We start from the raw sequence: 7,112 nt of genomic DNA, 5'->3' as shown, positions 1-7,112 counted from the left end.
TAGAGATAAATCGTTATTAATCGATTTTGCCAGTTCATTGGTTACTGTGATTGATTGAGGTTGGGTAGTGTCTTCCTCAATAGTTTAACGTTATTGATGAACTGGCTTCTATTTCAGCTCTTAATTCGCATTGTAGTGTAGCAGATACATCGCAGACACTCAGGATATTAGCTGCCTGTGTTGGAGTTTAAGCGGATAGATTGATCGGCTGCCACACGACCAGTAACCTGCTGTGAGGAGCTCACTTTAAAGATAGCATGGGCGCGGCAAAAAGAACATTCTGTTCTGTACGCTTGACCTACCATTCATAGTTACTATTCCATTTCTAAATCAAAACTGACTTTGTCGGCTTCACCTTACCGTATTATTGATACTGTCTGCGGCTTGCCTTCTTGTCATTTTTGATTTGGAGATGGAATTAAGTATATTCATTCATGATTCCATGTTAGCGTTTTTATTAAGACTATCAATCACTCCCTTAAATTTAGGTAATTCCTGCCAGGCTACCGGATCGCAGGAAGCGGTCCACAACCTTATTGCGGTCCTATCGCCTTCATATATAAATTTATTATTAAAATATCTTCCTATACACACCAAAGTCTTTTCTGTTAACTCATTGGGATCAGGGTTAACATAAGCAAGCAATATTCTCCTATCCTTCGGTGCCGTGTTTATTGGTTGCCAGCTCATTATTATCTCCATTTGCTTAATGATTCTATTAAATCTATCGGCATCTTTTTCCATGTAACTTATAATTTAAACTCTCCCTAGACGGATTGAGACCGTTTAAGAAAATTAAAGATGCTGCTAAGTAATCAGATACGCAGCTATTATGTTTACTTATCCATTGGCTGGCCGGATCAACTTTTCCCCCTGATTACTTATCCGTCTTATTACAGATGGCACCGCTCATAATTGCATCTGTTATGAAGAGAGCAATTTCATAAGAATAACATTAAAACATCATATCTTAACTATTGCAGTTTCCCATAAGAGCCTGCGAAGGAGAGCGGACGGGCATCTTTGGTAGAAATATAGAATAGCTTATTTCTTTTGTTGATAAATGTTTCCATTCGCAAAAACCCGAAGTTGGAATAAGATAGAAATAGCACTGACGCAGCATAATACCGCTTGATCAGTTTGACGCATGAATAAGCAGGAGTAAAATATCCGTATACATATCGTTACATTGTTATTCGTTAAATGAGTGTTTTATACTGTCGGTCTCATCATGTAATAAAAATTCCTCATGACAACCATTGTTCCCTTTGTACCTACTGATGTCTCGACGCGATCCTCCTTACAGCGTGCAGAGATTGACCTTGCCGTTTGTACCTTGCCGCTATTACAGTATCGAATTTCCGCTGGGTTTCCATCTCCTGCAGAGGGCTATGCTGAGAAAGGGCTGGATATCAATGATTATCTGGTACGCAATAAAGCCTCTACCTATTTCTTTCGAGTGGTCGGCGATTCTATGGTCGGAGCTCGCATTCATGATGGTGATATGCTGGTGGTTGATTGTTCGATCAAACCTAAACACGGGCATATCGTATTGGCAGTCGTTAACAATGAATATACTGTGAAGCGATTATAGTCCTGCAATGGAGTGATTGAACTACATGCTGAGAATCCAGCATATCCGCCCATCCGTTTTCGAGAAAATGATGAATTACAGGTATGGGGAGTATAGTAGGAGCAGTAGCGCGCTTTGCTGTGTAGGCAGGGCTACATGCAGTGCTCATATCAATTTTGCATTAGCCCTTTCCACAAAATTTACAAGGGCCGCATAAATTTAATTATTATCCGTCATTTGTGTTCAAATAGGAGTTAGCAGTTTTGCAACAACTGCTCAGGTAATTCTGTTGTAGTAATATATCTCGCAATCCCTCCTTCATGAAAATATGTATAACAAACATTCCCCATCTCGCTAAGATTCCATTCATATTGCTTACGTTCAATTTTACAATGAATAGATCTCGCAACCAAAAATGCAAACACATCAGCAAGCTCAAGACATGGATGAGATCCTGGCTTCACGTAGTTTGGAATAGGCACATGAATTCCACGACTGATATAGCCATAGAGAAAAGTGCACTGATCTCCTACAAATAAATTCTCAGCCCACCCATCCTTCTGATCTGAATCAAATGTAATTATCGGTGAGGCGCCATAATAAGTGCTATCATTAATAACCTTTAATAGCATTAGATTATAAGCCCTATTTCTAACCCAATTTCTGACCTTCTTCATATCACTTTCATTACTGGGCCTTTTATAAATACCAATTCCACAGTATTTAGAGAGAAGCTGGCCTCGCTGCCCCATCAATTGCATTAACCCATTAACAAACTCAAAAACATTACTCTTGGATTTTTGATTAAATAACTTATGCCTATTTCTAGCATCTTGATGCATAAAATCTTTTACATGTATACGCCAACTATCAGGATCTATTCCTGGCAAAAATGTTCGTTTTAAATCCTTTATCTCTTCTATGAGTCTATCTATCCTAGCTTCACTTTCTCCGACTAGTGCATAGATAATGATGTCATATTTTCCGTTAGTGCTTCTATATGCCTCATCCCCAAGAAATGATAATTATCCTTCCATTCCGCGACCTGCATATCGAAAGGCGTCTCGCCACCACATTGGGCACATGTTAAATTTGCCTGAGTTGGGATCCATCTGCCCTTATATTTACTATCCTTAAACACAGGAACTGCCTTTATAGGAGTTCTTTTAGTTATCCATGGAACCTTGTCCACATAACCACAATTTGTACAAGTAAATTTTTTTTCATATAGTTCTTGTGGAATCTCCTCCAATAGCACCTTGGTACTATCATAGAATTTCCTTTTCATATATCCATTATCGAGTTTTCTTTTCATATACCCGTCTAAATTCACCTAAAATCTTTTCCGCAAAAATTATAAGTGCCGCATGTGAGTGGCGAAGATTTTATACCAACGGATGCTGGCTCCATTCTTTTTAAGTGGTGGTATCCAGACTGTTTTGCGTATAATTCATTTTAATATGGATAGTTCTATACTGCTATAGAAAATAAAAAGGTGTATACAATAGAGTATACAGAATAGTAAATCTGAATATTAATAATAATAAAATCAATAATATAAGTATTAGATGAAAATTATAACGCTTAACTTGAATGGGGTGCGTTCTGCAGCTAATAAGGGTTTCTTTCAATGGATGACTCAGCAACAAGCTGATATTGTGTGTGTTCAGGAATTGAAGGCACAACTTCATGATATGACCACTGAAATGAAAATTCCGAATGGCTACCAAGGTTATTTTCATTGTTCAGATAAAAAAGGCTATAGTGGGGTAGGGGTGTATTCTCGCCATGCACCTGACAAAATCATTGAAGGCATAGGAATTCCGGAAATCGATTTTGAAGGGCGATATTTACGTGCAGATTTTGGCAATTTGAGCATCATATCGATTTATCTTCCTTCAGGAGCGAGTGGTGAACATCGGCAAGTTATCAAGTTCTTTTTCATGGAGCGGTTCTTCCCGATTTTGCAGGCACTGGCTGGTAGTGGCAGAGAATTCATTTTGTGCGGAGACTGGAATATCGCTCATAAGGAAATTGATCTAAAAAATTGGCGCGCTAATCAAAAAAATTCAGGATTTCTTCCAGAGGAGCGCGCTTGGTTGACAGCAGTTTTTGAAGAATTAAATTTCATTGATGTGTTCCGAAAAATTGAGCCATCACCAGAACGATACACTTGGTGGTCAAATCGCGGGCAGGCATGGGCAAAAAATGTAGGATGGCGTATCGATTATCAAGTTGCGACCCCTGTGATCGCCAGCAAAGCAACTAGCGTATCTATTTATAAGGAGGAACGCTTCTCGGATCATGCGCCGCTCATCATTGATTACGATCATCACTTATGAGTACCATTGCTAGCTGGCTGAGTGTTTGTCGTATCTATGCGCACCCCAGGGTGATGGGCATGCTGGCGCTGGGTTTTTCCGCAGGGTTGCCCATGTTGCTGATACTTGGCACACTATCCTTCTGGTTAAGAGAAGCAGGTATTGATCGCACTACCATAGGCCATTTAAGCTGGATTGGTCTGGCTTATGGCTTTAAATGGATGTGGTCCCCCTTGGTCGATCGTCTTCCCTTACCGCTTTTAACGCGATGGCTAGGTCGACGCCGTGCTTGGTTATTGCTTTCGCAGACCACGATCACGATCGCTTTGGTAGGCATGGCAAGTACTGACCCACTTGAAAATCTCTCCCACATGGTTTTTTTTGCATTAGCAGTTGCTTTTGCTTCAGCTACCCAAGATATTGCACTAGATGCTTATCGAATCGAGGCAGTCGAACTAAGATTACAAGGTGCGATGGCGGCTACTTATCAAGCGGGTTATCGTTTGGCGATGATATTGGCTTCTGCGGGGGTGTTGTGGATTGCAGCCTCGTTAGATAGTAATCCAGCTGATTATGATTATCAGTCCTGGCGAATAGCTTATCTGGTTATGGCAGCCTTTATGGCGGTGGGTATTATCACTACATTTATTATTCAGGAGCCTGATGTTTCCATCAACCATCTTGCGGCGGAAAATGAAAGACAAGCCAGCCAAATAATTGCACGCTGGAATTTGAATATTCATCTTACGCAATTATTAATCTGGTTATATGGTGCCTTGATTGCACCTTTTCAGAATTTTATTGTACGGCATGGCTATCATGCTATCTTGATACTGACTTTGATCGCTATCTATCGCATTTCGGATGTGGTAATGGGCGTGATGAGCAACCCTTTCTATGTTGATATGGGCTATACCAAAGATGAAGTAGCAGCCGTCTCAAAAGTATATGGTGTCATCATGACCATTCTAGGTGCGGCAATAGGAGGACTGTTGATAGTCAGATTGGGTGTGATTAAAACGTTATTCTTTGGTGCGATTTTATCTGCCGTGACTAATTTGTTATTTGTCTGGTTATCGATGAAAGGGCACGATATTACTGCACTTATATTAACTATTTCTGCTGATAACCTTTCCGCTGGAATCGCTTCTTCAGCATTTATCGCTTATCTTTCAGGATTGACTAATTCTGCCTATTCGGCGACCCAGTATGCTTTATTTAGTTCAACCATGTTATTGCTCCCGAAATTTATTGCTGGTTTTAGTGGGCAATTTGTAGATACGTATGGGTACGCGCTATTTTTTACCGGTACTACCTTACTTGGTTTACCTGTTCTCCTTTTGGTATGGATGGTCGGGCGAATCGAACTTAAACTATCTACTAATAGTAAGGTGGAAAATCGTGCTGAGAAAATTACCTTCGGGTAAAGCGATAAAATGCAAGCATCCCGAAAAAATTAGGAGCGAGAGTAATTTGCCGGTTACCGCTCATGACTCGCCGCTCTAAGATATGTACGCCATGTTGGTGGCAAAACTGCTCAAAATCACTTAGTGTACATAAGTGAACATTGGGGGTATCAAACCATTCATACGGTAGATTTTGTGATACCGGCATATGACCGAATGAAACTTGTAATCTATTCTTCCAGTGGCCAAAATTAGGGAAGGTGACGATACCTTCTTTGCCTGCACGGAGCATTTCCTGAATAATTTTTTCCGTGTGCCTCATCGCTTGCAGAGTTTGCGACAAAATGACGTAATCAAACGAATCAGATTCGAAACCTGATAAACCTGATTCTAAATCACTCTGAACGACATTGACCCCATTGTTGAGGCAGGCCAGGATATTGGCATCATCAATTTCCACGCCATAACCATGTACGCCGAGCGTATCCTGCAGATACTGCAGCAACGTGCCATCACCGCACCCAAGATCAAGTACTCTCGATTCTGGTCTGATCCAAGCAGCAATGGTAGCAAAATCAGGTCTTGATAAAGTAAGAGAGGAAAGTAGCTTAGCCATGAAAACACTGTGGAAAGATTAAATATCGATTTTGTTCATATAAGCCCGCACCAATTGGTGATAGTGCTCATCTTTCATGAGAAAGGAATCATGACCATGCCTGGATAGTATTTCTGCATAGCTTACATTGAGTCCATTATCCAGCAAAGCTTTGACAATAGCGCGAGAGCGCTCAGGTGAGAAACGCCAATCAGAGCTAAATGAAAGCACAAGAAAATTTGCTTTAGCGCAACGGAAAGCAGCACTCAAATCATCATCATAATCTCGCGCAGGATCAAAATAATCCAGTGCTTTTGTCATAAGCAGATAAGTGTTGGCATCAAACTGCTCAGCAAATTTATCTCCTTGATAACGCAAATAAGACTCGATCTGGAATTCTACATCAAAATTGAAGCTGAGCGATCCTGCCCGTAATTCCCGTCCGAATTTCTCTGCCATGGAATCATTGGATAAATAGGTAATATGTCCTAGCATACGAGCAAGACGCAGACCTCTACGCGGCAATGTACCATGAGAATAATAATCGCCCCCATGAAAATCCGGATCGGTAATGATGGCCTGGCGTGCCACATCATTAAAAGCAATATTTTGTGCTGTTAATTTGGCTGCAGCAGCAATAATAACCGCGTGCCGTACTTTTTCGGGCGCATAAAGAGCTAATTGCATAGCCGACATGCCACCCAGACTGCCACCCACCACAGCAGCAAATTGATCAATGCCAAGTTTATCAGCTAATCGCACATAAGTTTCTGCCCAGTCTACCGTTGTGACCATGGGAAAATCTGCACCATAATGCTTATCCGTTTTCTTATTGATACTTGCAGGACCAGTTGAGCCATGGCAGCCCCCTATATTGTTGACTCCAATCACAAAAAATTTATGTGTATCGATCGGTTTGCCAGGACCAATCATATTGTTCCACCAACCTACATTTTTTGGATTATCAGCATAAACGCCGGCAGCGTGATGATTACCTGAGAGGGCGTGGCAAATTAATACTGTATTGGATCTGGTTGCATTTAACTCACCATACGTTTCATAAACTAGCTCGTAGTTATCCAGTACTGCACCACTTTCCAGACTAAGTGGCGTGTCAAAGAAAATCTTTAGGGGCGCAACGATGCCAATGGAGTCTGAATCATGCATGAATATAAGAAGATGTTAAGAAATTCTGTATAAGATTATCTAAAACTTAT

Annotated in this window: 7 protein-coding genes and 1 pseudogene; 3 read left to right on the top strand and 5 right to left on the bottom strand. The window is 40.8% G+C overall.

All coding sequences use genetic code 11. From position 1 onward, the window contains the following. Positions 1-432 precede the first annotated feature (432 nt). Complete coding sequence (locus BM283_RS11685; protein WP_139225264.1) at positions 433-690, bottom strand: hypothetical protein; 258 nt, start codon at positions 688-690, stop codon at positions 433-435. A 559-nt stretch (positions 691-1,249) separates the two neighbouring features. Here BM283_RS11685 and BM283_RS11680 point away from each other — a divergent pair. Next, positions 1,250-1,690: pseudogene (locus BM283_RS11680) on the top strand (LexA family protein). 137 nt (positions 1,691-1,827) lie between these two features. Here BM283_RS11680 and BM283_RS11675 read toward each other — a convergent pair. After that, complete coding sequence (locus tag BM283_RS11675) at positions 1,828-2,463, bottom strand: hypothetical protein (protein ID WP_090693287.1); 636 nt, start codon at positions 2,461-2,463, stop codon at positions 1,828-1,830. A 65-nt stretch (positions 2,464-2,528) separates the two neighbouring features. After that, positions 2,529-2,888 (bottom strand): hypothetical protein, encoded by a 360-nt coding sequence (locus BM283_RS11670; RefSeq protein ID WP_090693283.1) that lies wholly within the window; start codon positions 2,886-2,888, stop codon positions 2,529-2,531. 253 nt (positions 2,889-3,141) lie between these two features. On the opposite strand from BM283_RS11670, the gene BM283_RS11665 reads away from it, so the two are divergent. Both BM283_RS11665 and BM283_RS11660 read left to right on the top strand, forming a co-directional pair. Next, a complete protein-coding gene (locus BM283_RS11665; RefSeq protein ID WP_090693280.1) occupies positions 3,142-3,915 on the top strand; it encodes an exodeoxyribonuclease III in 774 nt (257 codons plus the stop codon). Then, positions 3,912-5,321 (top strand): AmpG family muropeptide MFS transporter, encoded by a 1,410-nt coding sequence (locus tag BM283_RS11660; RefSeq protein WP_090693279.1) that lies wholly within the window; start codon positions 3,912-3,914, stop codon positions 5,319-5,321. Before BM283_RS11665 ends, BM283_RS11660 begins: the two co-directional genes overlap by 4 nt. Here the strand turns inward: BM283_RS11660 and metW are convergent. Further along, positions 5,308-5,916: a methionine biosynthesis protein MetW gene (gene metW, locus BM283_RS11655; protein WP_090693278.1), complete on the bottom strand. Its 609-nt coding sequence runs from the start codon at positions 5,914-5,916 to the stop codon at positions 5,308-5,310. The genes BM283_RS11660 and metW overlap by 14 nt on opposite strands. A gap of 18 nt (positions 5,917-5,934) precedes the next feature. Further along, positions 5,935-7,062, bottom strand: coding sequence for a homoserine O-succinyltransferase MetX (locus BM283_RS11650; protein WP_090693276.1), 1,128 nt, complete (start codon positions 7,060-7,062; stop codon positions 5,935-5,937). Positions 7,063-7,112 lie beyond the last annotated feature (50 nt).

This window comes from Nitrosomonas sp. Nm34, assembly GCF_900113925.1.
Classification (GTDB): domain Bacteria; phylum Pseudomonadota; class Gammaproteobacteria; order Burkholderiales; family Nitrosomonadaceae; genus Nitrosomonas.
Note: the sequence above shows the minus strand (reverse complement) of the source record. Positions and strands in the feature narration are given on the sequence as shown.

Bases quoted from the DNA above. Each gene is read 5' to 3' on its own strand.
- BM283_RS11685 (WP_139225264.1), bottom strand. From the start codon at position 690: ATGAGCTGGCAACCAATAAACACGGCACCGAAGGATAGGAGAATATTG.
- metW (WP_090693278.1), bottom strand. From the start codon at position 5,916: ATGGCTAAGCTACTTTCCTCTCTTACTTTATCAAGACCTGATTTTGCT.
- BM283_RS11660 (WP_090693279.1), top strand. From the start codon at position 3,912: ATGAGTACCATTGCTAGCTGGCTGAGTGTTTGTCGTATCTATGCGCAC.
- BM283_RS11665 (WP_090693280.1), top strand. From the start codon at position 3,142: ATGAAAATTATAACGCTTAACTTGAATGGGGTGCGTTCTGCAGCTAAT.
- BM283_RS11650 (WP_090693276.1), bottom strand. From the start codon at position 7,062: ATGCATGATTCAGACTCCATTGGCATCGTTGCGCCCCTAAAGATTTTC.
- BM283_RS11670 (WP_090693283.1), bottom strand. From the start codon at position 2,888: ATGAAAAGAAAACTCGATAATGGATATATGAAAAGGAAATTCTATGAT.